Raw genomic sequence first — 24,802 nt, 5'->3', positions numbered from 1 at the left:
CCATTCGTAATGTATGCGAATGGGCGCCGTTGTGCGTTTAGTGTCCGGCCTGAGCCGGTCAACGCCCCATCCGAGCCTGACAGGTCGAACCTGCTGCAGCGCCCCTCGGACAGGTGGCGGGAAACGGTAGCAAGTGAACGTTACCGTTTTGAAACGGGGGCGATTATACCGGTCTTTGAGCTGCAAGTTGCAAGCTGCAAGCGACAAGCTGATCGGCTTTTACTTGCAGCTTGTAGCTTAAAACTTGAAGCTGGAGCCGATACCCCTAACGCCCAAACGCCTCAACCTTGGAGCCCCCCATGAATTTCCACACCCGCAAATGGGTTAAACCCGAAGACCTCAACCCCAACGGCACCCTGTTCGGCGGCAGCCTGTTGCGCTGGATTGACGAAGAAGCGGCGATCTACGCCATTGTGCAATTGGGTAACCAGCGCGTGGTGACCAAGTACATCTCGGAAATCAATTTTGTCAGCGCCTCGCGCCAGGGCGACATCATCGAACTGGGCATCACCGCGACCGAGTTCGGCCGCACCTCGATCACTCTGACCTGCGAAGTGCGCAACAAAATCACGCGCAAGAGCATTCTCACGGTCGAGAAGATGGTTTTCGTCAACCTCGGCGAAGACGGCTTGCCAGCGCCGCACGGCCGGACCGAGATCAAATACGTCAAAGACCAGTTCAAGGATGACGAGCCCGTTCAATAGGATTGGCGACGCATTCTTCGCGAGCACGGATCACCTGCCCCTGTAGGAGCTGCCGAAGGCTGCGATCTTTTGATCTTGCTTCTAAAAATCAAAAGATCGCAGCCTGCGGCAGCTCCTACATTGTTCGGCCATGCATTTGTGGGGTGGCTACAGAACGTATTCCCAAGCGCAACGGTCGTAGCTACATCGCCCCCCACCGGTTCCCACGCCATGACCACCCCCACCAGCGACAAGACCCCCGACCTCTCGGCCAAGGAGCAGCACGAAGTCGAGAAGAGCCAGCCGCCGCGCGCGGCCGTTCTGCATGAAATCATCCGCACCCAGGGCGACCAGGAACTGGAACGCAGCATTGCCGCGCTTTGGTGGTCGGCGCTGGCGGCAGGGTTGACCATGGGCCTGTCCCTGATGGGCATGGGTTTGCTCAATTCGCGCCTGCCCGATGGCGACGAATTCAAGGTCATCGCCAGTTTCGGCTATTGCGCGGGTTTCCTCGCGGTAATCCTTGCCCGCCAGCAACTGTTCACCGAAAACACCCTGACCGCCGTGCTGCCGGTCATGACCAAGCCGACGCTGAAGAATTTCCTGAGACTGATCCGTTTGTGGACAGTGGTATTGGTCGGCAACCTCTGCGGCACGATTCTGGTGGCCTACGTGATGCTGGAATTGCCAATCTTCGACAGCAAGACCGACGTCGCTTTCCTCGAGATCGGCCGCAAGGTCATGGAACACAGCGCCAGTCAGATGTTCGCCAAGGGCATCGTTTCCGGCTGGATGATCGCCACCATGGTGTGGATGATCCCGTCCATGGAGAGCGCGAAGATGTGGATCATCATCCTCATCACTTACTTCATGGCGCTGGGCGACTTCACGCACATCGTGGTCGGGTCGGCGGAAGTGTCGTATCTGGTCTTTGCGGGCGAGTTGCCGTGGAGTGATTTCTGGGCAGTTTTCGCCGCGCCGACGCTGGCGGGAAACATCATTGGCGGCAGCTTCATCTTCGCGCTGATCAGCCATGCGCAGATTCGCAGCGAGAGTGGTGCGCCGAAAGAATCTGCGGATCAGGCTGTAGCGCCCAATCCGCAGTCGATCAAAAAATGATCAGTGATGACCCGGTTCAGGCGCCGCGGCGGGCTCGTTGCGCGTCGCGTGCTTGACCAGTTTGCCGATCGTCAGACCCTGCAGCAGGATTGACGACAACACCACGATGTAAGTGATGCTCAGCAACAGGTCGCGCTCCGGGCCCAAGGGCAGGGCCAGCGCCAGTGCTACCGAAACCCCACCGCGCAAACCGCCCCAGGTCAGGATGCGGATGGTGCCGGCCGGCACCGTTCGCCAGCGGCGCAGCAGCAGGATCGCCGGCGCTACGGTGAGCAGGCGCGACAGCAGAATCGCCACCGCGAGCAAGCCGGCCGCAGCCATGTGCAACCAGTTGAACGGCAGCAGTAACAACTCCATGCCGATCAGCGCGAACAGCAGCGCATTGAGCATGTCATCCAGCAGTTCCCAGAAACCGTCGAGATAGCGGCGAGTCATGTCGTTCATCGCCAGATTGCGCCCGACGTTACCGATAATCAGGCCGGCGACCACCATCGCAATCGGTGCCGAAACGTGAATCTCACTGGCCATCGCCGAACCGCCGATGACCAGGGCCAGGGTCAGCATGACGGTGATCTGATGCTGCTCGATGCTCTTGATCATCCGGTAAACCAGATAGCCGATCAGCCCGCCGAACAACACACCGCCAATCGCCTCGTGAACAAAGAGCATGGCTGTGGCGCTCAGGGTTGGGGTCTCGCCCAGTTGCGCAATCCCCAGCAAAACGGTGAACACCACCACCGCAGTGCCATCGTTGAACAGCGATTCGCCGACGATGGTGGTTTTCAGTGGTTTCGATGCATTGGCGGTACGTAACACGCCAAGGACCGCAATCGGGTCGGTCGGCGAGATCAGCGCGCCGAACAGAAGGCAATAGAGGAAGCTCACGTGCCAGCCGAACAGGGCAAAAATGTAGAAGGCCAGGCTGCCGATCACCACCGTGGCGATCAACACGCCAAAGGTTGCCAGCAAGCCGATCGGCCAGCGGTAGCTGCGCAAATCATTGAGGTTGACGTGCAAGGCGCCGGCGAACAGCAGGAACGAGAGCATCCAGTTCATCAGCAGATCGCCGAAGTCGATCTGGCCGATCAGTTGCTGCACGCGATCTTCGAGGCCGGGAAAGCCGAGCACGCTCAGGCCTTGCAGAATCAAGGAAAACAGCAGCGCGGTGACCATCACGCCGATGGTCGGCGGCAGTCCGATGAAGCGGAAATTGACGAAGGTGAGGAGGGTGGTGAGGCAGATGAAAGCGGCGACAAGTTCAAGCATCCGGGGTCCTTTGGATGAGGGGTGAAAGATAGCGCACCGAATCTTTGGTGCAGCGGTTGGATGGGCTGGATCAGGATCGGGACACAGTTGATGGTGCGATTAGATCAAGAGCCCCCTCACCCCAGCCCTCTCCCTTAGGGAGAGGGGGAAAGGGAGCAGATCTTCATGCCTTTAAGGGCCTGAGTTCGGCTCGAAATTTCAGGTCGATGTAACTCGAACATTCACACGGTCAGTCCCCTCTCCCACTGGGAGAGGGCTAGGGTGAGGGCTCTGTCTGGCACAACACGATTAGCCGGACACATTGACCGCAGACGCTCGCCGACGTTGCAGAAAAATAAACCACAGCGCCGTCAGCACAGTCAGCACGCCAACCAGCGCCCCGGTCCACGGCAAGTCCGCCAGGTCCGCGCCACTGGCAACCACCAGCCCGCCGATCCAGGCACCGGCTGCGTTGCCGAGGTTGAACGCGCTCTGGTTAAGCGTTGAGCCCAGATTCGGCGCTTCATGTGCCTGATCAATGATCAGCAGTTGCAGGATCGGGCACAGCGCAAAAGCGAAAATTCCCCACAACACCAGCGTGATCGCGGCCGGAACGACCGAGCGGCTGGTCTGGCTGAACGCTGCGAGGATGACCACTACCGCCAACGCTACGCCGACCAGTGACGGCAGCAAGCGGCTGTCGGCCAGACGTCCGCCGAGCATGCTGCCCGCCGTCAAACCGACGCCGAACAACAGCAGCATCACTGTCACGCCATGCGGGCTGACGCCAGTGATGTCCTGCAGGATCGGCGCGATGTAGGTGAACACACTGAACAGGCTGGTGGATGCCAACACACTCATGCCCAGCGCCAACAGCACATTGACCTTGCCCAACACTTTGAATTCGCTGGCGAGGTTGGCCTTGTCCATCGGGATATGTTTTGGCAACCACAACCATTGCGCCAGTGCAGCGATCACACCGATGACCGAGACTGCCCAGAACGTCGAGCGCCAACCGGCGTATTGCCCCAGCGCAGTGCCCAACGGCACGCCGAGCACGTTGGCCAACGTCAGGCCGGTGAACATCATGGCAATCGCCTGCGCGCGTTTGTTCGGTGCCACCAGCCCGGCCGCGACAACCGAGCCGATGCCGAAGAACGCACCATGGCACAACGCGGTGACCACCCTTGCGGCCATCAGCGTCGCGTAGTTCGGCGCGAGGGCGCAGAGAATGTTGCCGAGGATGAACATCAGGGTCATACCCAGCAGCGTCGCTTTGCGCGGCATGTTTGCGGTGCCGATCGCCAGGATCGGCGCGCCGAAGACGACCCCCAGCGCATAGCCGGTAATCAGAAGCCCGGCGTGCGGGATGCTTACGGCGAGGTCGCGGGCGACGTCGGGCAGCAGGCCCATGATGACAAATTCGGTGGTGCCGATGCCGAATGCGGCAACAGCGAGGGCAAGCAAGGCGAGTGGCATGCGCAAGGTCTCTGTTAGTAGTCTTGACGCTTTGATCAGGCATACGCGTGCCAGCGACCGCTTCGTAAAGAAAGCGGAACGGGCAGCCTTTATTGGAATTTTTTGGTGTGCAGCTGAGTACGGCGTGGTGGGTTGCAGTATAAACAGCTGCTGACACATCGCGAATCAATAATCTGACTAATTGGCCACTCACTGTAGGAGCTGCTGCAGGCTGCGATCTTTTGACGTGTTTGTAAAAAAACCAAAAACGAAAGATCGCAGCCTTCGGCAGCTCCTACCGGGGCTGATTGAATAAGGGGTGGGACGTGCTGGCGACAGCTCTGGTGTTGGTGGCGGCGCTGTTGCATGCGGCGTGGAATACCTTGATCAAATTCAGTGCCGAGCGACTGTTGGTGGTCGCCTGCATGGACACCGTGGCGTTGCTGTTTGTCGCTGTGGCGTTGCCCTTCGTGAATCTGCCACCGATGGACATCTGGCCGTGGATTCTGGCGTCCGCTGCGTTCGAGCTGCTTTATCGCTATTTGCTGATTCAGGCTTATCGCGTAGGCGACCTTGGCCTGGTCTACCCCTTGATGCGCGGGTTGTCACCCCTGGTGGTGCTGGCGCTGACGCTGATCTTTGCCGGTGAAGTCCTGACCGCTCAGCAAATCTTCGGCATCCTGCTGATACCGTTCGGCATGGTTTGCCTGCTGTGGCAGGGCGGTGGCGGAAAACATTTGCCGTGGTCGATGCTGCCGGTGGTGGCGCTGATCGGCTTGTGCATCGGCTGTTATACCTACATCGACGGCCAGGCGTTGCGGCGCTGGTCGCACCCGCTGGATTATCTGGTCTGGGTCACGCTGCTCAGCGCCTGGCCGTTTCCGCTGTTGGCCTGTGTCGCGCGGCGGCCGGCGTTCATGCAGTTCTGGCGTGAGCAATGGAAGCTCGGACTGGCGGTCGGGTTCTGCGTATTGTTCAGCTACGCTCTGGTGCTGTGGGCGATGCAGTTGGGCTCGATTGCCGAGGCGGCGGCGTTGCGTGAGATCAGTGTGATTCTGGTGGTGTTGTTCGGTATGCGTTACCTGAAAGAACCTTTCGGCCGGCCACGGCTCTTAGCCTGTGGGTTGGTGCTGATCGGCATGCTGGTCATGAAGTTCTGACAGCCCGTAAATCCAAATTCGAAAAAGGACGGCGTTATGACAGTGGCTCTATGGTGTGTGTTGATCGCGATCTTTCTGCCGTACGTGTGCACGATCGTGGCGAAGGCAACCGGTGGTTTCCGGCTGAAGGATAACTACGATCCGCGGGATTTTCTCGACAGCGTCGATGGCGTCGCTCGACGCGCCCATGCAGCGCAACTCAACAGTTTTGAGGTGACACCGGCGTTCGCTGCGGCAGTGCTCGTCGCACATCTGGTGGGTACGGCGGAACTGGTGACGGTCAACGTACTGGCGGTGCTGTTCATCACCAGTCGCCTGCTCTATATCATTTGCTACCTGGCCGACTGGGCAGCACTGCGCTCGGTGGTGTGGTTTGTGGGCATGGGGCTGATTGCTTCGTTCTTCTTTGTGTCCATGTAAACCAGGATCAAAGATCGCAGCCTGCGGCAGGTCCTACTGGGGAATGCGTACTCCTGTAGGACCCGCCGCAGGCTGCGATCTTTTGCTTTTAAGATTTGTCAGCCACCTGCGGCACTTGCGGCAGCGCCGCGCCCTTGGGCCAGAGCATCCAGATCTGCCCCTGCTGTTTCATGTCCCCGGCCAATTGGCCCGCCGCATCACCGGTGCCCCAGAACAGATCCGCACGCACCTCGCCAGCAATCGCGCCGCCGGTGTCTTGTGCTGCAACCGGGCGCACCAATGGTGTGCCGTCCGGGCGTGTGGTCGACAGCCATAACAGGCTGCCCAGCGGAATCACTTTGCGATCCACTGCCGCGCTGTAACCGGCAGTCAGCGGCACGTTCAGCGAACCGCGCGGACCTTCATTGCTGTCCGGGTTACGGGTGAAAAATACATAGCTCGGGTTGCTGGCGAGCAGTTCCGGGATACGCGCTGGATTTGCCTTGGCCCAGTTGCTGATCGCGCTCATGGTCACTTCTTCTTTCTTCAGCTCGCCTTGTTCGACCAGCCAGCGGCCGATCGGCCGATAGGGATGGCCGTTCTGATCGGCGTAGGCGATGCGCAGCTGTTTGCCATCCTGGGTCTGAATACGTCCGGAGCCCTGGATCTGAAGAAATTGCAGGTTCATCGGATCTGTCAGGTAGGCCACCACGGGTGCCTTAACGCCTTGGGATTCGATGGTCGCCGCATCGTCGTAAGGTTTGAGTACCCGGCCTTCGAGACGGCCGCGCAAGCGCTTGCCTTTGAGTTCGGGATAAATACTGTCGAGGGAGACGATGATCATGTCTTCGGGAACGCCGTACACCGGCACGTTCGCCGTTTCGGTGGGCGTCAGGCTGCCGGGGTAGACCGGTTCGTAGTAGCCGGTGATCAGACCGTTGGGATTGTCGTTTTCTGCGCGCAAACCGTAGACATCGAGATTCTGCTTGAGGAACGCGCGGATGTCGTTGGCATTCTGCGGCACATTGGCTGCCGCCGCGCAGGTTGTGCCCCAGACGGCATCAGCTTTGAGGCGTGTGCAGGCGCTGCGCCATGAACCAAAGCCGGCCACCAGATCGCTGTCGGACACCGCCGGCAATGCATCCCAGGTTGCGCTGGAATAAGTCGCCAGGGCGTGGGTTTTCGGCTTGGCGTTATCTCCACCGGTGCAGCCGGCGAGGATTGCCAGCAGCGGCAGGGTTGCGATCAACGGGTAATGCCAGGCCTTGGAGCGGCTGTTCATGGAGTCATTCCTGTGTCGATTGTCCAAGCGCTCCATGCGCTCGGACAACCCTCGTTTTTAATAGGGCTATTGGTGTTTGTCGACGGCGCGAGGATACTGGCCGCCGAATTCCGTGACCTGAAGCCACCATGACTCTTAAAAGAATTACTGTTGTATTGCTGGCCTGCCTGACCTTGTCCGCCTGTGGCGGTGTCGATCCGAATTCTCCGCTGGGACAACGAAAGGCGATCTTCAAGCAAATGCTCAAAACCGGCGAAGACCTGGGTGGCATGTTGCGTGGTCGCATCCCGTTCGACGGCGCGAAATTCGCTGAGGGCGCGGTCAAGCTTGATGCGTTGTCCCATGAACCGTGGAAGCATTTTGCGCAGGTGCGCGAAGAAGATCACACCAGCGCCAAAGACGAGGTCTGGCAGAAGCAGGCGCAGTTTCAGGACATGGCCCGCAGCCTCGAAGCGGCCACCGGTGACTTGGTAAGCGCCAGCCAGGTTCAGCCTTACAAGCTGAGCAATCTTGGGCCAGCGATGCAGAAGGTTGAAGACGCCTGCAGTGCTTGCCATAAACAATTTCGTGATCATTAAGCGCTGTTGCCTGTGCTGGCCTCTTCGCGAGCAGGCTCGCTCCCACAGGGGATATGAAATCCAATGTGGGATCGAGCCTGCTCGCGATAGCGGTTTGCAATTCGCCGCGAAACTGACCCTTATTTATCGATTTCGTCCAGTGCGTCCTGCAGCTCCTTGCGCGACTCGGCCAGTTTCTCCTTACGCTTGTTGATCTTCTCCGGATCACCTTTTTTCATGGCTTTGTCGAGATCGGCCTGACGCTGGCTGACTTCATGCTTGGCTTCGAGCACTTTGTTTTCGCGCTCTTTTTTCAGGCCGGCGTCGGTGCAGTGTTCGTTCACTTCGCGCAGTGCGGTTTCGAGGCCTGACTGCTGTTCCATGTTGCCGCGCGACTTGGCCTGTTCGATCTGATTGATGATGCCCTGCTTCTTGGCAGCGCAACCGGCGAGGCCCGGGCCTTCTTCTTCGGCCATTACCGGGGCGGCCATGATGCCGCAGAGAGTGAACAGGGCCAGCGGTGCGAGAAATTTCATAAAAGCTCCATGTGCAAAGGCGATTAGGTCGGGGCGGCACTGCGCTGTTGGAGCGCCTCGGTGGTAGTTGGGTTCCCGGCGCGCCGGGATTGCGTGTTCAGAAACCGTTGATTCCGGCCGCACGCAAGGTATCGCTCAAGGCTACCACTTGCGGGTCGCGAAAGAAGGCGCTCAATTGCGCCGCGCGACCGGGGCCGATACCCGGCTCTGCCTGCCATTGTTCGGTGTCGCGTTGTGCCAGCGCCTGCCAGGAATCTGCCAGTTGTGCCTGACCCGTCGGTGGCAGGCCCAAGGCCTTGAGCCATTGCGCGAAGGGCCGCTCGCGGGCACTTTGAAAACTGGTAACCAGGCGCGCGCTGCTGCGTTCGCCAAAGCCGTCAATGTTAGCAAGCTCTGACGCGTCGAGGGTCAACCAATCCAGGAGGTTGCTCAGGCGGCGTGTTTCGAGAAGTTTCTCCCAGGTGCCATGGCCGACATTGCGCATGGCCAAACCCTGTTTACCGCTGAGCCAGGTCATGCGGGCGAGGAACTGGCTTTCGCAGCCAAGGGTCGGTTGCCAGCAACTCAAAGCGTGGAAATCTGCCGCGTCGGGAACCCGAATGTCGGCTCGCGCGCTGGCGCGCAACACGACGCTGTCGAGCCGCGGAATCGTCAGGCCGGCGAGGCTGATGGCGACGTGATCGCCCGGACGGGCATCCAGCGCCTGCCAGCGCTTCAACGAGGTGGCGCTGACCCGCTTGATCACCCGGTCATCGAGCATGACGGGTTTGAGTTCGAGCACCGGGGTGATGCGTCCGGTGCGTCCGATCTTGAAATTGACCTTGCGTACTTCTGCCAGCGCTTTGGCGAACGGATACTTCCAGGCAACCGCCCAGTAAGGCGCGCGGGCTTGCCAACGTTCGGCGGGTGGGCGCTGATTCTGGCGCAACACCACGCCATCGCTGGCGAAAGGCAGGGCAGTGCGATACCAGTGATCGCGCCATTTCTGTGCCTCTGCAAAGTCCGCCACGGGATGGCTGTACGGTTTGGTGGGCGCAAAGCCGAGGGCCGCCAATCCGGATAATCGTTCGGAAAAGCCCGCAGGCCCTTGCGGCCAGTCCCAGACAAACAGACCGATCCCGTTGGCCTGATCGGCGTCGAGCTCCGCGCGTCCCATTAGGCCAGCCACGGTGGCGCGGGCATTGACGCTGCCGGATCTGGCCTGCACGTGCTCATCCAGGCGCCAATAGAGTTCACCTTGCACCAGTAGATCAGCCGGCTGCGCCAGACGCTGAGGAATGGCGGCAATCTTTCGCGCCGATGACGTCCAGTCCTGCCCGCTGATGCCATCACCCCGGCTGATTGCCTGCTGCAGAATTCCGTCGCGATAGATCAGGGTCACCGCTACGCCATCGACTTTGGGCTGAACCCAGACATCCTTGCGATCGCGCAGCCACGCTTCGACGGCCTCGGCTTCATGCAGTTTACCCAGACCCGTATGGGCGACGGGGTGCGCAACGGGGCCTGAGGCCGTGCGCAGCGGCTCGGTTGTCGGGTCACCGGGGAAGCACTCACGCCATTCATTCAAGCGCTGGAGCGATTGGTCGTAGAGTTCATCGGCAACCAGTGAACGACCTTCGCGATGATAGGCATCGTCCCATCGGTTGATCTGGTTTTGCAGCGAGGTGATTTCTTTCTGTGCTTCGACGGTGGTCCAGGCCGGACAGTCGGCGAACGCAGGCATAGCGATGAAAATAAGCAGCAATACAAGCAGCGAGCGCATCGTGAGCATCCTTGCTCAGGGAAGGTACTCGAAGGCTAGTCAGGATATTGAGCAAGGGTAAGGCGGGTGTTTTGCCGGGTGTTTCGTTACGGACGATCTTTTGATCTTCACCCGATAAAAAAAGCCCCGCACGGCGCGAACCGTGCGGGGCTTTTTATGCAGCCAGAGAATTACAGGCCGGCAGCAGAACGCAGAGCGTCGGCGCGGTCGGTTTTTTCCCAGGTGAACGTGGTGAAGGTGTCTTCGCCGACGGTCTTGGTTTCTGGCGCGCGGCCGAAGTGGCCGTAGGCTGCGGTTTCCTGGTACATCGGGTGCAGCAGATCAAGCATGGTGGTGATCGCGTAAGGACGCAGGTCGAACACTTCACGCACCAGTTTGATGATCTTGTCATCGCTGATCTTGCCAGTGCCGAAGGTGTTCAGCGAAATCGAGGTAGGCTGTGCAACGCCAATGGCGTAGGAAACCTGAATCTCGCAACGCTCGGCCAGGCCGGCAGCAACGATGTTTTTGGCAACGTAACGGCCAGCGTACGCAGCCGAACGGTCAACCTTCGATGGATCCTTGCCGGAGAACGCGCCGCCGCCGTGACGGGCCATACCGCCGTAGCTGTCGACGATGATCTTGCGACCGGTCAGGCCGCAGTCACCGACCGGGCCGCCAATGATGAACTGGCCAGTCGGGTTGATGTGGAACTGGGTGTCCTTGCTCAGCAGTTCGGCAGGCAGCACGTGCTTGACGATCAGCTCCATCACGCCTTCGCGCAGATCTTTGTACGACACTTCAGGGTTGTGCTGGGTCGACAGAACCACGGCGTCGATACCGACAACCTTGCCGCCTTCGTAACGGCAAGTCACTTGCGACTTGGCGTCCGGACGCAGCCAAGGCAGCAGACCGGATTTACGGGCTTCGGCCTGGCGCTGCACCAACTGGTGCGAGAAGGTGATCGGGGCTGGCATCAGAACGTCGGTTTCGTTGCTGGCGTAGCCGAACATCAGGCCCTGGTCGCCGGCGCCCTGATCTTCAGGCTTGGCACGGTCAACGCCTTGGTTGATGTCGGGGGATTGCTTGCCGATGATGTTCATCACGCCGCAAGTTGCGCCGTCGAAGCCGACTTCGGAACTGGTGTAACCGATGTCGCAAATCACGTCACGAACGATCTGCTCCAGATCGACCCAGGCGCTGGTGGTCACTTCACCGGCAACGATTGCCACGCCGGTCTTGACCAGAGTTTCCACGGCAACGCGTGCGTGCTTGTCCTGGGCGATAATGGCGTCCAGCACCGCATCGGAAATCTGGTCGGCGATTTTGTCCGGATGTCCTTCAGACACGGACTCGGAGGTGAAGAGGGAGTATTCGCTCATCTCGATTTTTTCCTGAATTTACCGATGGTGAGTGTCGCCAGCCGGTCGCTGAAAGTGGCGAACCTGGATCTGGAAACCATTACGTAAGCCCACATAGAGGCTTTCCCCGGGAACGAGTCCCGCAGCGGTGGCCCAACGGGCCAGATCGTCCTGTTCAAACCCCAACCAGAGATCACCGCAGGCCTCCCTGGCCCAACTCTGGTTGTGGCTACATAACTCTGTCACGAGCAGGCTACCGCCCGGTTGCAGCAGGTCGGCCATGTGCTTGAGCGCATCGGCCGGCGCGGCGAAATGATGCAACACCATGTTCAACACTACGCAGTCGGCCTGAAGGCTGCTGCCGTTCAATGCATCGGCCAATTGCAGGCTGACGTTAGCCAGCTGTTCACGTTCACACACCTGACGCGCCAGTTCGAGCATCGCCGGGCTGTTGTCCAGCGCGGTTACATTACTGAAGCGGCGCGCCAGTTCCGGCAGAAAAGCGCCGTCGCCGGGGCCGACTTCAATGGCCGTGGCAGCATCATTGAAGTTCAACTTGTCGAGCAGGGCCAGCACGCTGTCGCGGTACTGCGGCAGCCCGGCAATCAAATCCTGCTGAGCGCGAAATTTCTCCGCAACCCTTGCGAAAAAGTCCTGGCTGGCCGCGGCACGTTGGCCGTGAACCTGTTCAATCCGCGCCTGCACATCGGCAGGCAGGTCGAGGTTATCGACTTCTTCTAACAATGCCGCGTGTAGTTTTCCGCCGAGCAACTCGGTGTGGGGCAGGGCGCGGCGATAAAAAATCGCGTTGCCTTCGCGACGGGTCGCCACCAGATCGGCTTGCGCCAACACCTTGAGGTGATGACTCATGCCCGACTGGCCGATGCCGAAAATCTGCGCCAGTTCCAGTACGCCAAACGAGTCGTTGGCCAGCGCGCGCAGTACGTTCAGCCGCAGCGGATCGCCGCCGGCCTTGCACAGGGCCGCCAGCTCGTCGCAATCGTCATGGCGAATGGAAGGCACGCGTAAGTTCATAGGGCTGGCAGTCTATTGATGGGGGCAGGGCGCCGCAAGGGCAATATCAAAAAGTTTTGATATTGCTCGATAAATGGCACTTCTCGCGAATCATTCAACTCTACAAACCAGTAGCGGAAAGGTTTCACCTTCCCAAAGCGCTGCAATCCGTTGGAAAAACGCCTCCGTATGACTATCTGTCATTGCCCCGAGGCGCTCCGGTGAGGGAAAATGCCCTCCTTTTTTCCGTTTCGACTTACCAGAACCCAGGAGATCAGCGATGCCTAGCCGTCGTGAGCGTGCCAACGCCATTCGTGCCCTCAGCATGGATGCCGTGCAAAAAGCCAACAGCGGTCATCCCGGTGCCCCTATGGGTATGGCAGATATCGCCGAAGTGCTGTGGCGCGACTACCTCAAGCACAACCCGAGCAATCCTTCGTTCGCCGACCGTGACCGCTTTGTGCTGTCCAACGGCCACGGCTCGATGTTGATCTATTCGCTGCTGCACCTGACCGGTTACGACCTGTCGATCGACGACCTCAAGCAGTTCCGTCAGCTGCACAGCCGCACGCCCGGCCACCCGGAATTCGGTTACACCCCGGGCGTTGAAACCACCACCGGCCCGCTCGGGCAGGGCCTGGCCAACGCTGTGGGCTTCGCCCTGGCGGAAAAAGTGCTGGGCGCGCAGTTCAACCGTCCTGGCCACGACATTGTCGATCACCACACCTATGTGTTCCTGGGTGATGGCTGCATGATGGAAGGCATTTCCCACGAAGTCGCGTCGCTGGCCGGCACCTTGGGTCTGGGCAAGCTGATTGCCTTCTACGATGACAACGGTATCTCCATCGACGGCGAAGTCGAAGGCTGGTTCACCGATGACACCCCGAAGCGTTTCGAAGCCTACAACTGGCAGGTCATCCGCAACGTTGATGGTCACGACCCGGAAGAAATCAAGACTGCCATCGACACCGCGCGCAAAAGCGCCCAGCCAACCCTGATCTGCTGCAAGACCACCATCGGTTTCGGCTCGCCGAACAAGCAGGGCAAGGAAGACTGCCACGGCGCCCCGCTGGGTGACGCGGAAATCGCCCTGACCCGTCAGGCACTGAACTGGAATTATGGCCCGTTTGAAATCCCGGCCGACATCTACGCCGAGTGGGATGCCAAGGAAAAAGGTCGCGCTGCCGAAGCCGAGTGGGATCAGCGTTTTGCTGCTTACTCCGCCGCGTTCCCGACCGAAGCCAACGAGCTGGTCCGTCGTCTGAGCGGCGAATTGCCGGCCGACTTCTCCGAAAAAGCCTCGGCTTACATCGCCGAAGTCGCGGCCAAAGGCGAAACCATCGCCAGCCGCAAAGCCAGCCAGAACACCCTCAACGCATTTGGCCCGCTGCTGCCGGAGCTGCTCGGCGGTTCCGCTGACCTGGCCGGTTCCAACCTGACCCTGTGGAAAGGTTGCAAAGGCGTCAACGCTGAAGACGCCAGCGGCAACTACATGTATTACGGCGTGCGCGAATTCGGCATGACCGCGATCATGAACGGCGTGACCCTGCACGGCGGTCTGGTGCCGTACGGCGCGACCTTCCTGATGTTCATGGAATACGCGCGCAACGCTGTACGCATGTCGGCGCTGATGAAAAAGCAGGTCATCCACGTTTACACCCACGACTCCATCGGTCTGGGCGAAGACGGCCCGACGCACCAGCCGATCGAGCAACTGACCAGCCTGCGCACTACACCGAACCTCGACACCTGGCGTCCAGCCGATGCCGTTGAATCGGCGGTGGCCTGGAAAAACGCTCTGGAGCGCAAGGACGGGCCATCGGCGCTGATTTTCTCGCGTCAGAACCTGCAGCACCAGGAACGCGATGCCGGGCAGATCGCCGACATCAGCCGCGGCGGTTATGTCCTGAAGGACTGCGCGGGCGAGCCTGAGCTGATCCTGATCGCGACCGGTTCGGAAGTCGGTCTGGCCGTTCAGGCCTATGACAAACTGACCGAGCAGGGCCGCAAGGTCCGCGTGGTTTCGATGCCATGCACCAGCGTGTTCGACGCTCAGGATGCCGGCTACAAGCAAGCGGTGCTGCCGTTGCAAGTCAGCGCACGTATCGCGATCGAAGCGGCCCACGCCGATTTCTGGTTCAAGTACGTGGGTCTGGAAGGTCGCGTGATCGGCATGACTACCTATGGCGAATCGGCCCCGGCTTCGGCACTGTTCGAAGAGTTCGGCTTCACCCTGGAGAACATTCTGGGTCAGGCTGAAGAGTTGCTGGAAGACTAAGCAGCATGAATGCGGTGGCCCCGGCCACCGCGTTCCCCTGTAGGAGCTGCGGAAGGCTGCGATCTTTTGATCTTGATCTTGAAAAAACAGGATCAAAAGATCGCAGCCTTCGGCAGCTCCTACAGGGGGGTTGTGTGTAAGTGAATACTATCGAGAACCCCATGCCTCAACCGCGTCCTTACAAAGTTGCACTCAACGGCTACGGCCGCATTGGTCGTTGCGTTTTGCGTGCGCTGTTTGAGCGAGGCGAGAAGGCCGGGTTTGAAATTGTCGCGATCAACGACCTAGCCGACATGGCCAGCATCGAATACCTGACACGCTTCGACTCCACCCACGGCCGTTTTCCCGGCGAAGTGCGGGTAGAAGGCGATTGTCTGCATATCAATGGCGACTGCGTGAAGGTTCTGCGCAGTGCCACCCCCGAAGGCATCGATTGGGCGTCGCTGGGCGTCGATCTGGTGCTCGAATGTTCCGGTGCTTACAACACCCGCGAAGACGGTCAGCGCTTTCTCGATGCTGGCGCGCCGCGGGTGTTGTTCTCGCAGCCGATGGCCAGCGAGGCGGATGTCGACGCCACCATCGTCTACGGCGTCAATCAGGACTGCCTGACTGGCGACGAGTTGCTGGTGTCCAATGCCTCGTGCACCACCAACTGCGGCGTGCCGCTGTTGCGTCTGCTTGATCAGGCGATCGGGCTGGATTACGTGTCGATCACCACGATTCACTCGGCGATGAACGATCAGCCGGTGATCGACGCCTATCACCACGAAGACTTGCGCCGCACCCGTTCGGCGTTCCAGTCGGTAATCCCGGTGTCCACTGGTCTGGCGCGCGGTATCGAGCGTCTGCTGCCGGAACTTGCCGGGCGAATTCAGGCCAAAGCCGTGCGCGTGCCGACAGTCAATGTGTCCTGCCTCGATATCACCATGCAGACCGCTACCGCGACCGACGCCAACGAAGTCAACCGGATCCTTCGCGAAGCCGCCACCAGCGGCCCGCTCAAAGGTTTGTTGGCCTATACCGAACTGCCGCACGCCAGTTGTGATTTCAACCATGACCCACATTCGGCCATCGTCGATGCCAGTCAGACCCGTGTTTCCGGCCCCAAACTGGTGAACATCCTGGCCTGGTTCGACAACGAATGGGGTTTTGCCAACCGAATGCTGGACGTTGCAGATCACTATCTGCAAACAGCAACTTCAAAAAAACCGTAGGAAGTGCGACCCATGACCGTGTTGAAGATGTCCGACCTCGATCTGCAAGGTAAGCGCGTATTGATCCGCGAAGACCTCAACGTCCCAGTCAAGGACGGTGTTGTCACCAGCGACGCGCGTATCCTGGCTTCGCTGCCGACCATCAAGCTGGCCCTGGAAAAAGGCGCGGCCGTGATGGTCTGCTCGCACCTTGGCCGTCCGACCGAAGGCGAGTTCTCTGCCGAGAACAGCCTCAAGCCTGTCGCTGACTACCTGAGCAAAGCCTTGGGTCGCGAAGTGCCACTGGTGGCTGATTACCTCGGCGGCGTCGAGGTCAAGGCCGGCGACATCGTGCTGTTCGAAAACGTGCGCTTCAACAAGGGCGAGAAAAAGAACGCTGACGAACTGGCCCAGCAATACGCCGCGCTGTGCGACGTGTTCGTGATGGACGCTTTCGGCACCGCTCACCGCGCCGAAGGTTCGACCCACGGCGTGGCCAAGTTCGCCAAAGTCGCGGCTGCTGGCCCTCTGCTGGCCGCTGAACTGGACGCACTGGGCAAAGCCCTCGGCGCGCCTGCTCAACCGATGGCCGCCATCGTGGCCGGCTCCAAGGTGTCGACCAAACTCGACGTGCTGAACAGCCTGAGCCAGATCTGCGATCAACTGATCGTCGGCGGCGGCATCGCCAACACCTTCCTAGCGGCGGCTGGTCACCCGGTCGGCAAGTCGCTGTACGAACCGGACCTGCTCGACACTGCGCGTGAAATTGCCGCGAAAGTCAGCGTGCCGTTGCCGGTTGACGTCGTGGTCGCCAAGGAATTCGCTGAGAGCGCTGAAGCGACCGTCAAGCTGATCGCTGACGTGGCTGCTGACGACATGATCCTCGACATTGGCCCGCAGACCGCAGCCAACTTCGCCGAACTGCTGAAATCGTCGAAAACCATTCTGTGGAACGGCCCGGTCGGCGTATTCGAGTTCGATCAGTTCGGCAACGGCACCAAAGTGCTGGCTCAGGCCATCGCGGAAAGCTCGGCATTCTCCATTGCTGGCGGGGGCGATACTCTGGCCGCGATCGATAAATATGGCGTGGCTGAGCAGATCTCCTACATTTCCACCGGTGGTGGCGCATTCCTCGAATTCGTCGAGGGCAAAGTGCTGCCGGCCGTTGAAGTCCTGGAAAGCCGGGCCAAGGCCTGAGGCCGCCCGTTTGGCCAGGCAAAGGAGTGTTCACATGGTCAAGTCGTTAGCACTGTTGTTGCTGACCGGTACGCTGGTGGCCTGCGGGAGTAACCCGAAGGCCGAAGCCACGCCGGCGCCGAGCGAGTCGCAGAAGGGCTGTTATCAGGCCGACTGGCAGGCCGAAACCAACCCGGTGCTGAACAAGCGTTCCGGGCCGGACGGTCTGGAAAAGTACGAGACGCAAACCCCGGCCAAGGAACATGGTTGTCCTTGACGGGTCTGACTCTTTAACTCAGGGCTGGCGGCGCATGCTGTCAGCCGAGGAACACGGATGAAAGGCTTGATCGCCATTGCGGCGTTGGCATTGTTAAGCGGTTGCGCGCAGTTGAACCTGTTTCAGTCGTCTGCCCCGGCAGATAACTGGACCACCTGGACCTGCGACAGCCAGGCCAAAGTGCTGTGGCGTTACGCCGATGCCGGCCAGAAGGAAGTCGACGTTCGACTGGGTGGCGGTGATCAGGTCTATCGCCTGAAAGAAGAGCCGGGCGCCTCGGGCACGCTGTACAGCGACGGCATGCTGGCGTTTCACCTCAAGGGTGACGAAGGCCTGGTGTACTGGGTCGCCACCAATGACCTGATTGGCCGTGGCTGCAAAGCGCAGTAATTGACACACCACAGTTCTAATGTGGGAGCGAGCCTGCTCGCGAAAGCGGTCTGACAGGCACTGCATCAGCGACTGCAAAATTGCTTTCGCGAGCAGGCTCGCTCCCACAGGGGTTCTGTGTAGCTCTCAGGATTTTGCTTTATCGAATCACCAGGCCGGGCGTCAACCCCCGATCTGCAAGCACTTGAATAGCCGCCGCCGCTCCGGCAGGCTGGCACGATTAACGACCCTCAACCGGGAGAGACACACACAATGGCACTTATCAGCATGCGCCAGATGCTGGACCACGCAGCCGAGTTCGGCTACGGCGTTCCAGCTTTCAACGTCAACAACCTTGAGCAGATGCGCGCCATCATGGAAGCCGCTGACAAGACTGACTCCCCGGTGATCGTCCAGGCTTCGGCCGGCGCTCGCAAATACGCTGGCGCGCCATTCCTGCGTCACCTGATCCTGGCGGCGATCGAAGAATTCCCGCACATCCCGGTGTGCATGCACCAGGACCACGGCACCAGCCCTGACGTCTGCCAGCGCTCGATCCAACTGGGCTTCAGCTCGGTGATGATGGACGGTTCCCTTGGCGAAGACGGCAAGACCCCGACCGACTACGACTACAACGTTCGCGTTACCCAACAAACCGTCGCCATGGCTCACGCCTGCGGCGTTTCGGTTGAAGGCGAGCTGGGCTGCCTGGGTTCGCTGGAAACCGGCATGGCCGGTGAAGAAGACGGGATTGGCGCCGAAGGCGTTCTGGATCACAGCCAAATGCTGACCGACCCGGAAGAAGCCGCCGACTTCGTCAAGCGCACTCAAGTTGATGCCCTGGCCATCGCCATCGGCACCAGCCACGGCGCCTACAAGTTCACCAAGCCGCCTACCGGCGACGTGCTGGCGATCGACCGCATCAAGGAAATCCACAAGCGCATCCCGAACACTCACCTGGTGATGCACGGTTCGTCTTCGGTGCCTCAAGAGTGGCTGGCGATCATCAACCAGTACGGCGGCGACATCAAAGAAACCTACGGCGTACCGGTTGAAGAAATCGTCGAAGGCATCAAGCACGGCGTGCGCAAGGTCAACATCGACACCGACCTGCGCCTGGCATCCACCGGCGCCATGCGTCGCCTGATGGCCACCAACCCGAGCGAATTCGATCCACGTAAATTCTTCGGCGCGACCGTCACCGCAATGCGCGATGTGTGTATCGCTCGCTATGAAGCGTTCGGTACCGCTGGTAATGCTTCGAAGATCAAACCGATCTCGCTGGAAGCGATGTACCAGCGTTATCTGAAGGGTGAGTTGAACGCCAAGGTCAACTGAGCCTGAGCGTTAAGCTGATTTAAAAGAAACCCGCCGAGAGGCGGGTTTTTTTGTGGGTGCGCGTCGTGAGTGCCAGTCAGTTATTTCTCGTGATCAATATCCAGCTTGGTAAACGTCACCTGCCCACCCTCACTGGTGTACCCGGTATTGTCCTGCACATAAACCCCGGCCTTGAAGTACAACGGCTTGTCGCGCCAGGTTGCGCTGATCTTTGAATCCCACTGATAGCCCGCCGCACTCACGCCCAGCGCACCGCCGGGGCTGAGGTGGATGAGGTAGTTGAATTCGCGATCCAGCTTTACTCCGGTAGCGAGGGTGATCACGCGGCTTTCGGCATCGTCGGGGTGCATGCGCACTTTGATCACGAGGTTGCCGGTTTCGGTTTTGGTCTTGTATTGATATTCGAGTTTGACCATCGGTCGTTGGCTTTCATACGCATGAATTTGCCCGATCACGATCTTGCCGGAGCTGGGCACTTTGTTCACCGTCAGCGTGGCGCGCAGCAAGTTGTCGGCATCCGGGTAATACCAGTTGCGCAGGGTGCCGTTGCTGTAAGTCTCGCGTAATTCAGTGCGCGGATAGATCGCGTTTTCGGTTTTTGACCCGGTCACCGGTGACCAGAAGAACAGCGTACCAGTGTCGGAATGGAAGTATTGATCCTTGAAGCCGTTCACCAGTTTCTCGGTTTCGACGGTGTATGGCGGGCTGCCGACGGGAACGCTGAGGTTCCAGGTAGCGAGATCGATCATGTCGGTTTTTCCACTCAATTCATTCTGTACGCGGGTACCAGAAGCTCTAGCCCGCGCCTTTTCGGGCGCTCTTTATAAGCGTAGAGGGGATTTTTGTTAATGCCCGTCTGGCAGATGATTGACGTCAACATCCTGTCGAAATGCCATCTGTGCCAATTTCAGGGGACGTCAGGGGTGACCGTTAGTCGGCTGAACGGAACATTGGCTAAATGATGGCAGGCCGGCTGCTTCTGCTTTCGCCCATCCGCGACTAGAGTGAGCTTCAGTACGTCTATGGTTTTTGCCGGCAACCGGTCCCGAGAAGAGAAGCAGCATGGAATGCGCGCAACCCCAGCCAGGTGAAGGCAGCTCTGTCCTTTTGATCGTTGATGATTACCCTGAGAACCTGATCAGCATGCGCGCGTTACTGCAGCGTCAGGACTGGCACGTCATCACCGCCGCCTCCGGTTTCGAGGCGCTCAATCTGTTACTCGAACACGATGTGGATCTGGTTCTGCTGGATGTGCAAATGCCCGGCATGGATGGTTTTGAAGTAGCCCGGCTGATGCGCGGCAGCCAGCGCACGCGTTTGACACCGATTATTTTCCTGACCGCCAACGAGCAGTCCCAGGACGCCGTGATCAAGGGCTACGCCAGTGGCGCGGTGGATTACCTGTTCAAACCGTTTGATCCGCAAATCCTCAAGCCCAAAGTGCAGGCATTGCTCGAGCACCAGCGCAATCGTCGGGCATTGCAGCGCTTGAGCCATGATCTGGAGGTGGCGCGAGCATTCAATGCCTCCGTGCTGGATAACGCCGCCGAAGGCATTCTGGTGCTGAGTGAGGATGGGGTGATCCGTTTCGCCAACCCGGCGATTTCGCGATTGCTGAATGCGCCGGTAAAGGAGTTGGAGGGGCGGGAGTTTCTCGACTATCTGCAAAAACCGCACATTCCCGTATGGGCCGATTCCGATTTTTACGCCTGCTACAAGCGTGGCGAGACCTTGCGCCTGCACGATGCGCTGCTGCGCACGGCGCCCGGTCAGCAAGTGCCGGTGGCGTTGTCCTGCGCGACATTACCGAGCGAACAGCACGCGATGGTGGTCACCGTGCTGGACATGTCGGTCGTACGCCACTTGCATCAGCAACTGGAATTTCAAGCCGTCACCGATCCATTGACCGGGCTGCTCAACCGCCGAGGCTTTTACCAGACCGTGGAAAACCTGTTGCTGCGCGGCGAACGCAGTGACAGCAGTTGGGTATTGCTCTATCTCGATCTGGACGGCTTCAAACGGGTCAACGATTCCTTGGGCCATGATGCTGGCGACCGCGTATTGCGCTGGGTTTCCGAGCAATTGAAGGCGTGCCTGCGGCCGTTCGACATTCTGGCGCGCATGGGTGGCGACGAATTCACCGCGCTACTGGATCTGGAATTTCCCGAGCAAGCGGCGAAGATTGCCGAGAAGCTCATCGAACGCTTGTCGGTCTGTCAGCAGATCGAAGGTCTGGATATCGTCCTGGGTGCCAGCATCGGCATTGCCACTTTCCCCGACTGCGGTTCGAACCTCGATGGATTGCTGCGCGCATCCGACATCGCCATGTACGAAGCCAAGCGTGCCGGTCGTCAGCAATACCGCTTCTACGATCACGAGATGAATGGCCGCGCCCGTTCGCGGCTGATGCTGGAAGAAAGCGTGCGCAGCGCCATCGAAAACCATGACTTCAATCTGGTCTATCAGCCGCAGGTGGCGGTGGGCAGCGGCAAGCTTCGTGGCTTCGAAGCACTGCTGCGCTGGCAGCATCCAAGTGTCGGCGACGTGCCGCCCGGCCTGTTCCTGCCTTTGCTCGAAGAAGCGCGGGTGATCAGTCGCCTCGGCAGCTGGATTTATCATCGCGCTGCCGGGCAGCGCAAAGCTTGGGAAACCTTGTTTGGCGACGATCTGGTGCTCAGCGTGAGTCTGAGCAATACCCAGTTCAGCATGCCGAACCTGGTCACCGAGTTGCGTCAGGTGATGGAGCGCCACGCCTTGCAGCCACAGCAACTGGAAGTCGAGGTCACCGAAGAAGCCTTGATGCAGAATCCTGATGAAACCCGCAAGCAATTGCGCCTGTTGCGCAATCTGGGCGTGCGGGTGGCGCTGGATGACTTCGGTTCAGGGCCTTGCTCACTCGCGCATCTGCGCGATCTTGAGCTCGACACCCTGAAGCTCGACCGCCATCTCATCGCCCGGTTGCCGGACTCTGCCCGCGATGCCTCGCTGGTCAGCACGGTGATCAATCTTTGCAAGCAATACGGTTTGCTGGTGATCGCCGAAGGTGTCGAAACGCTCGAGCAATACCAATGGCTGCAGGCCCAGGGTTGCGAATACGTACAAGGCTTTCTCGTCGCGCACCCGTTGATCGCCGAAGAGACTGCAAGCTTTGCCGAGCCGTTCGACTGGAGCGCGCTGGCCGGTTGAATTCGCTACACTGGCGCACCTTCTTTCCGAACCGCGTCGCCGTCCATGACTGTGTTGAAGTATCTCCAGGCCTATCCCGAGCGTTTGCAGGATCAGGTTCGCCAATTGATCGCCGAGGAGCGTCTGGGCGAGTACCTGACTCAGCGTTATCCGGGCCGGCATGACGTGCAAAGCGACAAGGCTTTGTACGGCTACGCGCTGGATCTCAAACAGCAGTACATGCGCAACGCACCGGCGATCGACAAGGTGCTGTTCGACAACCGCCTCGACCTGACCCATCGCGCCCTCGGTCTGCATACGACTGTCTCGCGAGTGCAGGGCGGCAAGCTCAAGGCCAACAAGGAAATCCGCATCGCTTCGCTGTTCAAGGACGCCGCGCCGGATTTTCTGAAGATGATCGTGGTGCACGAACTGGCGCACTTCAAAGAGTCGGATCACAACAAGGCGTTTTATAAATTGTGCGAGCACATGCTGCCGGGGTATCACCAGATCGAGTTTGATCTGCGCGTGTACCTGACGTGGCGGGATATGCAATGAAGATCAACGGAGCCTATGCATGGACGTCAGCAAAACCAAAAGCAGCTTCTACCGCCGTTTGTACGTCGCCTACCTGATCGACAGCGGCCTGGCGCCGAGCGTGCCAGCGCTGACCGAAGTCACTGGCATGCCGCGGCGTACAGCGCAGGACACGATCGCGGCGTTGGCGGATCTCGATATCGTCTGTGAATTCGAACAGGAGGAAGGCGCACGCAACCATGCGGGGCGCTATCGGATTCGCGAGTGGGGTGCGATTGATCGCGGCTGGATCGAGAGGAATCTGCGGCAGATAAAAGCAGTGCTTGAATACCCCTGACCCTTGCGGAACCTGAACTGCCGCAATCGCTGGCAAGCCAGCTCCCACAGGGACCTCCAGCGAACACGGTTGTTGTGAACGACCGATGAACCTGCGGGAGCTGGCTTGCCAGCGAAGGGGCCCTTAAGCGCGACGCATGCCGATATGTGGAATGTCATCCTCGAGATATTCCTCACCCGCTACGACAAAGCCATAGCGACCGTAATACCCCTGCAAATGCGCCTGTGCCGACAGATAGATCGGCACCTGCGGCCAATGCTTCTGCGCTTGTTTCAGTGCCTGTTCCATCATCTCGTGACCCAACCCCCTGCCGCGACCGGCGGGCGCTGTCAGCACCCGCCCGATCACCACATCACCACCCTGGGATTGCGGATCGAGCAGGCGCAGGTAGGCAACCAGTTGATCGTCCTCCCAACCCATCAAGTGATGGGTGTCACCGTCCAGATCCTGGCCGTCGAGGTCCGGGTAAGCGCATTTCTGTTCAACCACGAACACTTCCGAGCGCAGTCTCAACAGGGCGTATAGCTGTTCCTTACCGAGATCGCTGTGATGCTTGCAGATCCATTCGACTGTCATTTTGCGATTCCTTGAACATGTCGCCCGATACTAAGCGCACCTGCGCAAGATGTCTTTATGGCGTAACAGTCTGTGATAAAGGTCAAAATGCCATCATTCCATTCTCGCGACGGCCGTGACTTTGTGTAATCTGCTGGAGAGCGCTGCGCACTGGCTCGCATGAGCTAATGTTCAATGCTTGGGTTTTGCCGGTAAGGGGCCTTGGGTTTTGACGTGAAGACACGTCGGGCAGTTGCCCGCTGAGGATGTTCAAGCATGCCGCGATTGCTGCAAGTCGTTGCGTTGATCGGACTGCTGTTGCTGGGCCAGAGTGCCGCAGCGCAGAAGCTGCGGCTGGTGTTTGATAACTGGCCACCCTTCGCCGACGACACGCTGATCAATGGTGGGCTGGCCACCGATATTGTCAGCACTGCCCTGGCGCGCGCCGGCTATGCCAGCGGCTACGAACAAGTGCCATGGGCGCGGGCATTGCTGGGGATTGGCGAAGGGCGTTACGACGTGCTGGTCAATGCCTGGTACAACGACGAGCGCACCCTGATCGGCCAGTTTTCCGGCGAATACTTGACCAACCGCATTCGTTTCCTCAAGCGTAAAGACGCGCCGATCGAATACGACAACCTGCAGCAACTGCACACTTATCCGATTGCCGTGGTGCGCGGGTATGCCTACTCGGCACCGTTCGATGCCGACACCGCGATGCAGAAAGTGCCTGTGCATAACTTCGCCATGGGCGTGCGCATGCTCGCGGCGGATCGGGTCAAGCTGACGCTCGAAGACGAATATGTCGCCAAGTATTATCTGGCGCGCGAGTCAGCCAAGGTGCGTAACTCGGTGGAGTTTCTGCCCAAGTCCTTGAGTGAGAACAGCCTGCATATCCTGGTCAGTCTGAAGAACCCGCAGCATGAGCAGATCATTGCCGGGTTTGATCGAGCGATTGCGGCGATGAAGGCTGACGGGACTTATGAGAAGTTGCTGAGGCGGCATGGGATGTGAGGGGGGCA

General features: G+C 59.5%; 24 protein-coding genes and 1 riboswitch. Of the genes, 15 read left to right on the top strand and 9 right to left on the bottom strand.

The window, feature by feature from the left end:
* Positions 1-14 precede the first annotated feature (14 nt).
* Positions 15-113, bottom strand: a riboswitch (S-adenosyl-L-homocysteine riboswitch).
* A 186-nt stretch (positions 114-299) separates the two neighbouring features.
* Entirely contained in the window at positions 300-704 is a 405-nt protein-coding gene (locus EL257_RS25530) for an acyl-CoA thioesterase (protein WP_126367252.1), read from the top strand.
* Positions 705-914: 210 nt separating this feature from the next.
* Positions 915-1,802, top strand: a complete 888-nt coding sequence (locus EL257_RS25520) for a formate/nitrite transporter family protein (protein WP_126367248.1) — start codon at positions 915-917, stop codon at positions 1,800-1,802.
* Here the strand turns inward: EL257_RS25520 and EL257_RS25515 are convergent, their stop codons facing one another.
* Both EL257_RS25515 and EL257_RS25510 read right to left on the bottom strand, forming a co-directional pair.
* Entirely contained in the window at positions 1,803-3,068 is a 1,266-nt protein-coding gene (locus tag EL257_RS25515) for a cation:proton antiporter (RefSeq protein ID WP_126367246.1), read from the bottom strand.
* A 288-nt stretch (positions 3,069-3,356) separates the two neighbouring features.
* Positions 3,357-4,526 (bottom strand): MFS transporter, encoded by a 1,170-nt coding sequence (locus tag EL257_RS25510; RefSeq protein WP_126367244.1) that lies wholly within the window; start codon positions 4,524-4,526, stop codon positions 3,357-3,359.
* A 305-nt stretch (positions 4,527-4,831) separates the two neighbouring features.
* Here EL257_RS25510 and EL257_RS25505 point away from each other — a divergent pair, with 305 nt between their 5' ends.
* Both EL257_RS25505 and EL257_RS25500 read left to right on the top strand, forming a co-directional pair.
* Complete coding sequence (locus tag EL257_RS25505; RefSeq protein ID WP_126367241.1) at positions 4,832-5,665, top strand: EamA family transporter; 834 nt, start codon at positions 4,832-4,834, stop codon at positions 5,663-5,665.
* Positions 5,666-5,701: 36 nt separating this feature from the next.
* Positions 5,702-6,085, top strand: coding sequence for an MAPEG family protein (locus tag EL257_RS25500; RefSeq protein WP_126367239.1), 384 nt, complete (start codon positions 5,702-5,704; stop codon positions 6,083-6,085).
* Between the two features lie 88 nt (positions 6,086-6,173).
* Here EL257_RS25500 and EL257_RS25495 read toward each other — a convergent pair whose 3' ends face one another.
* Entirely contained in the window at positions 6,174-7,346 is a 1,173-nt protein-coding gene (locus EL257_RS25495) for a murein transglycosylase A (protein WP_126367237.1), read from the bottom strand.
* Between the two features lie 128 nt (positions 7,347-7,474).
* Between EL257_RS25495 and EL257_RS25490 the strand changes: the two genes are divergently transcribed.
* On the top strand, positions 7,475-7,924 hold the full coding sequence (locus EL257_RS25490) for a c-type cytochrome (RefSeq protein ID WP_126367234.1): 450 nt from the start codon (positions 7,475-7,477) through the stop codon (positions 7,922-7,924).
* A gap of 119 nt (positions 7,925-8,043) precedes the next feature.
* On the opposite strand, the gene EL257_RS25485 is transcribed toward EL257_RS25490, so the two are convergent.
* The 4 genes from EL257_RS25485 to EL257_RS25470 form a co-directional block, all read right to left on the bottom strand.
* Positions 8,044-8,439 carry a DUF1090 domain-containing protein gene (locus EL257_RS25485; protein WP_126367231.1) on the bottom strand — a complete coding sequence of 132 codons (396 nt, stop codon included), beginning with the start codon at positions 8,437-8,439 and terminating at the stop codon, positions 8,044-8,046.
* A gap of 97 nt (positions 8,440-8,536) precedes the next feature.
* Complete coding sequence (gene ligB, locus EL257_RS25480) at positions 8,537-10,201, bottom strand: NAD-dependent DNA ligase LigB (RefSeq protein WP_126367229.1); 1,665 nt, start codon at positions 10,199-10,201, stop codon at positions 8,537-8,539.
* 170 nt (positions 10,202-10,371) lie between these two features.
* The gene (gene metK, locus EL257_RS25475) at positions 10,372-11,562 is read right to left on the bottom strand and encodes a methionine adenosyltransferase (protein ID WP_034153622.1); all 1,191 of its coding nucleotides are present in this window, start codon (positions 11,560-11,562) and stop codon (positions 10,372-10,374) included.
* A gap of 18 nt (positions 11,563-11,580) precedes the next feature.
* Positions 11,581-12,576 (bottom strand): ArsR/SmtB family transcription factor, encoded by a 996-nt coding sequence (locus EL257_RS25470; RefSeq protein WP_126367226.1) that lies wholly within the window; start codon positions 12,574-12,576, stop codon positions 11,581-11,583.
* Between the two features lie 259 nt (positions 12,577-12,835).
* Here EL257_RS25470 and tkt point away from each other — a divergent pair, with 259 nt between their 5' ends.
* The 6 genes from tkt to fba all read left to right on the top strand — a co-directional run bounded on the left by tkt (position 12,836) and on the right by fba (position 19,186).
* Positions 12,836-14,833, top strand: a complete 1,998-nt coding sequence (gene tkt / locus EL257_RS25465) for a transketolase (RefSeq protein ID WP_126367223.1) — start codon at positions 12,836-12,838, stop codon at positions 14,831-14,833.
* Positions 14,834-14,994: 161 nt separating this feature from the next.
* Positions 14,995-16,047, top strand: coding sequence for an erythrose-4-phosphate dehydrogenase (gene epd / locus EL257_RS25460; RefSeq protein ID WP_126367221.1), 1,053 nt, complete (start codon positions 14,995-14,997; stop codon positions 16,045-16,047).
* Between the two features lie 12 nt (positions 16,048-16,059).
* Positions 16,060-17,223: a phosphoglycerate kinase gene (locus tag EL257_RS25455; protein ID WP_126367219.1), complete on the top strand. Its 1,164-nt coding sequence runs from the start codon at positions 16,060-16,062 to the stop codon at positions 17,221-17,223.
* A gap of 34 nt (positions 17,224-17,257) precedes the next feature.
* A complete protein-coding gene (locus tag EL257_RS25450) occupies positions 17,258-17,479 on the top strand; it encodes a hypothetical protein (RefSeq protein WP_126367218.1) in 222 nt (73 codons plus the stop codon).
* 57 nt (positions 17,480-17,536) lie between these two features.
* Positions 17,537-17,869 carry an MliC family protein gene (locus EL257_RS25445; RefSeq protein WP_126367216.1) on the top strand — a complete coding sequence of 111 codons (333 nt, stop codon included), beginning with the start codon at positions 17,537-17,539 and terminating at the stop codon, positions 17,867-17,869.
* A 252-nt stretch (positions 17,870-18,121) separates the two neighbouring features.
* Entirely contained in the window at positions 18,122-19,186 is a 1,065-nt protein-coding gene (gene fba, locus EL257_RS25440) for a class II fructose-bisphosphate aldolase (protein ID WP_008081027.1), read from the top strand.
* Between the two features lie 80 nt (positions 19,187-19,266).
* Here the strand turns inward: fba and EL257_RS25435 are convergent, their stop codons facing one another.
* Complete coding sequence (locus EL257_RS25435; protein WP_126367214.1) at positions 19,267-19,935, bottom strand: polysaccharide lyase family 7 protein; 669 nt, start codon at positions 19,933-19,935, stop codon at positions 19,267-19,269.
* 313 nt (positions 19,936-20,248) lie between these two features.
* Here EL257_RS25435 and EL257_RS25430 point away from each other — a divergent pair, with 313 nt between their 5' ends.
* From EL257_RS25430 to EL257_RS25420, 3 genes are read left to right on the top strand one after another with little or no spacing between them, the layout of a single operon-like run.
* Positions 20,249-22,372, top strand: a complete 2,124-nt coding sequence (locus EL257_RS25430) for a putative bifunctional diguanylate cyclase/phosphodiesterase (RefSeq protein ID WP_126367212.1) — start codon at positions 20,249-20,251, stop codon at positions 22,370-22,372.
* Between the two features lie 45 nt (positions 22,373-22,417).
* Positions 22,418-22,909 (top strand): M48 family metallopeptidase, encoded by a 492-nt coding sequence (locus tag EL257_RS25425; protein ID WP_126367210.1) that lies wholly within the window; start codon positions 22,418-22,420, stop codon positions 22,907-22,909.
* Between the two features lie 19 nt (positions 22,910-22,928).
* Positions 22,929-23,225, top strand: coding sequence for a winged helix-turn-helix domain-containing protein (locus tag EL257_RS25420; protein WP_003229005.1), 297 nt, complete (start codon positions 22,929-22,931; stop codon positions 23,223-23,225).
* Between the two features lie 123 nt (positions 23,226-23,348).
* On the opposite strand, the gene EL257_RS25415 is transcribed toward EL257_RS25420, so the two are convergent.
* On the bottom strand, positions 23,349-23,801 hold the full coding sequence (locus tag EL257_RS25415) for a GNAT family N-acetyltransferase (protein WP_126367209.1): 453 nt from the start codon (positions 23,799-23,801) through the stop codon (positions 23,349-23,351).
* A 255-nt stretch (positions 23,802-24,056) separates the two neighbouring features.
* Here EL257_RS25415 and EL257_RS25405 point away from each other — a divergent pair, with 255 nt between their 5' ends.
* Complete coding sequence (locus EL257_RS25405; RefSeq protein WP_126367207.1) at positions 24,057-24,794, top strand: substrate-binding periplasmic protein; 738 nt, start codon at positions 24,057-24,059, stop codon at positions 24,792-24,794.
* Positions 24,795-24,802: the final 8 nt, after the last annotated feature.

Origin of the sequence: Pseudomonas fluorescens, from assembly GCF_900636825.1 — a bacterium.
Classification (GTDB): Bacteria; Pseudomonadota; Gammaproteobacteria; order Pseudomonadales; family Pseudomonadaceae; genus Aquipseudomonas; species Aquipseudomonas fluorescens_BG.
This window is presented reverse-complemented; position numbering and strand designations above follow the sequence as displayed.